Source organism: Sphingobium sp. PNB (assembly GCF_019873065.1).
Classification (GTDB): Bacteria; Pseudomonadota; Alphaproteobacteria; order Sphingomonadales; family Sphingomonadaceae; genus Sphingobium; species Sphingobium fuliginis.
Window position 1 is genome coordinate 1 of the sequence record NZ_JAINEZ010000187.1, and the last position, 2,756, is coordinate 2,756.

Here is a 2,756-nt window from a genome sequence, read left to right on the forward strand (position 1 = left end):
CGCTTAGGAGCAGTGGATGCGGCAGATCACGGTGATGACCGGGCCGGAACGGCGGCGGCGCTGGAGCGACGAGGAACGGCTCCAGATTTTGGCAGAAGCCTTTGCGCCTGGGGCCAGCGTTTTGGCTGTGGCGCGGCGGCACGATATTTCCACGGCGCGCATTTACACGTGGCGCAACAAGCTGCGGCAGCCGCCCGCCCTGACGGAGTTCGCCGAGGCGGTGGTTGACGATGGCGAACAGCAGAATGCGCACCAGGCCGCAATGCCGGTGATCATCGTGGATCTGGGTGGCAAAGGGCGCGTGAGCATATCTGCGTCGGCACCAGCTGCCTTGGTGTCGGCAGCGCTCAAGGCCCTGCGATGATCCCAGCTGGCGCGCGGGTGTGGATTGCGATGGGCCACACAGATATGCGGCGCGGCATGCAGAGCTTGGCAGCAATGGTGCAGCAGAGCTTCTCGCGAGACCCATTTGCCGGCGATCTTTGGGTCTTTCGCGGGCGCAGCGGGGCGCTTGTGAAGATAATCTGGCACGACGGCCTCGGGATGTCGTTATATTCGAAGCGATTGGAACGAGGGAAGTTCATTTGGCCCGCCGCGAAGGACGGCGTGGTGTCGCTGACGAGCTCACAGCTGGCCTGTCTGCTCGACGGAGTGGACTGGCGGAACCCGCAATATAGCTGGCGCCCACAGAGCGCAGGATAGGCGCAGATTTTCTCGGCGAAGGCTGCATTTTCCGCTTCATCCGGGAGGTTTTCTATGATTCCATCCAAGTTGTGGACGCCGCCGTTTCGCCCCTGCCTGACGATATCGAAGCGCTCAAGGCGTTGGTACGGCTCAGTGCGCAGCGCGCCGATGAAGCCGAACAGCGGGCCACGAGCGCTGAAGCCGAACTGGCCAATGCCCGTGCCCGGGAGAGCGCCACCGAGGCGTTGATCTCGCACTACAAGTTGCAGATCGCCAAGCTCAGGCGCGAGCAGTACGGCCCCAGTGCCGAACGCACCCGCCGGCTTCTTGCGCAGATGGAGTTTGAGCTCGAAGATCTGGAGGCCGACGCCGCCGAAGGCGATCTGACCGCCGAGACCGCCGCGGCAAAGGCGACGAACGTCACAGCATTTGAGCGCAAGAGGCCGGTCAGGAAGCCGTTTCCCGACCATTTGCCACGTGAACGCGTCGTCGTTCCGGCGCCCTGTTCCTGCCCGGCCTGTGGCGGCGTCCGCCTGTCGAAGCTGGGCGAGGATGTGACCGAGACGCTGGAGGTGATCCCGCGCGCCTGGAAGGTCATCCAGACCGTGCGGGAGAAGTTCTCCTGCCGTGACTGTGAGAAGATCACGCAGCCACCCGCGCCGTTCCATGTCGTGCCGCGTGGCTGGGCCGGACCAAGCTTCCTCGCCATGCTGCTGTTCGAGAAGTACGGGCAGCACCAACCGCTCAACCGCCAGGCTGAGCGGTTCACTCGCGAAGGCGTGCCATTGAGCGTCTCCACGCTTGCCGATCAGGTCGGTGCGGCTTCCTTCGCCTTGATGCCCATCTTCCGACTGATCGAGGCCCATGTCTTTGCCGCCGAGCGCGTGCATGGCGACGATACCACCGTGCCGGTCATGGCCAAGGGCAAGACCGATACCGGTAGATTATGGGATTATGTCCGGGATGACCGCCCGTTCGGCGGCGCCGATCCGCCGGCGGTGGTTTTCTATTATTCGCGCGACCGGCGCGGGGAACATCCCCAGGCGCACCTCGCGTCCTGGTCCGGGATTCTGCAGGCTGATGCCTATGCGGGCTATTTCGAGCTGTATGCTCCCAACCGCCAGCCTGGTCTCATCCTGGAGGCAGGATGCTTTGCTCACGCGCGCAGGAAGTTCTTCGAACTTGCTGACGTCGAGGGCGCTGCGCGCAAGAAGAGCCGCGGCGAGCGGACTGGCCCGATCTATCCGATTGCGCTGGAGGCGGTACAGAAGCTGGACGCCCTGTTCGACGTTGAGCGCGGTGTCAACGGCAAGACACCAGCGGAGCGGCTTGCCGCCCGTGAGGAGTTGAGCGCGCCACTGATCGCCGAACTGCACGACTGGTTGAACGCCCAACTCGCCAAGCTGTCGCGTAACCATGATCTCGCCAAGGCTATCAACTATATGCTCCGGCGCTGGGACTCCTTCACCCGCTTCCTCGTCGATGGCAGGGTATGCCTCACGAACAACGCAGCGGAACGGGCGCTACGCTGTGTGCCACTCGGGCGGAAAGCATGGCTATTTTGCGGCTCCGATCGCGGCGGTCAGCGCGCCGCCATCATGTTTTCACTCATTCAAAGCTGTCGCCTCAACGACCTCGATCCCCAGGCTTGGCTCGCCGACGTCCTTGCCCGCATCGCCGGTCATCCGGCTAATCGGCTTGGCGATCTGCTCCCATGGAATTGGAAACCAACAGCGTTGAAGCTGGAGCCGTGATCTCATAGCATCACGGCATGGAATTTGACCCGCAACCCGAACTGATTGAATCCTCTCTCTGCCGGTCCATCGAACAGGCGGGCGTACGGCTGACCATCAACATCGTGCGGCTCGCCACCGAACGTGGTTGGTCCCTCGAGGTCGTCAACGAGCACGGCACCTCGACGGTCTGGGACAATCTATTCCCCACCGACCGCGATGCCGATGCTGCATTCCGCGATGCGCTCGCTCAAGAAGGCGTCGAGGCCTTCCTCGGCAAGTAAGATGCCAAATCCCCCAGCAAACCGTCAGTAGCCGCGGTCCTCACCGGATGCGTAC

Annotated in this window: 4 protein-coding genes; all 4 read left to right on the forward strand. The window is 63.1% G+C overall.

Annotation, left to right across the window (positions count from 1 at the left end):
- Positions 1-16 precede the first annotated feature (16 nt).
- The 4 genes from tnpA to K7W03_RS27110 all read left to right on the forward strand — a co-directional run bounded on the left by tnpA (position 17) and on the right by K7W03_RS27110 (position 2,701).
- The gene (tnpA, locus tag K7W03_RS27095; RefSeq protein WP_062788688.1) at positions 17-364 is read left to right on the forward strand and encodes an IS66-like element accessory protein TnpA; all 348 of its coding nucleotides are present in this window, start codon (positions 17-19) and stop codon (positions 362-364) included.
- On the forward strand, positions 361-702 hold the full coding sequence (gene tnpB, locus K7W03_RS27100; protein ID WP_019052498.1) for an IS66 family insertion sequence element accessory protein TnpB: 342 nt from the start codon (positions 361-363) through the stop codon (positions 700-702). The genes tnpA and tnpB overlap by 4 nt, the downstream gene beginning before the upstream one ends.
- Positions 703-773: 71 nt before the next feature.
- The gene (tnpC, locus tag K7W03_RS27105) at positions 774-2,438 is read left to right on the forward strand and encodes an IS66 family transposase (protein ID WP_222888052.1); all 1,665 of its coding nucleotides are present in this window, start codon (positions 774-776) and stop codon (positions 2,436-2,438) included.
- Between the two features lie 17 nt (positions 2,439-2,455).
- The gene (locus K7W03_RS27110; protein ID WP_222888054.1) at positions 2,456-2,701 is read left to right on the forward strand and encodes a hypothetical protein; all 246 of its coding nucleotides are present in this window, start codon (positions 2,456-2,458) and stop codon (positions 2,699-2,701) included.
- Positions 2,702-2,756 lie beyond the last annotated feature (55 nt).

Coding starts and splice junctions, on each gene's coding strand:
- tnpA (WP_062788688.1), top strand. CDS start 17: ATGCGGCAGATCACGGTGATGACCGGGCCGGAACGGCGGCGGCGCTGG.
- K7W03_RS27110 (WP_222888054.1), top strand. CDS start 2,456: ATGGAATTTGACCCGCAACCCGAACTGATTGAATCCTCTCTCTGCCGG.
- tnpB (WP_019052498.1), top strand. CDS start 361: ATGATCCCAGCTGGCGCGCGGGTGTGGATTGCGATGGGCCACACAGAT.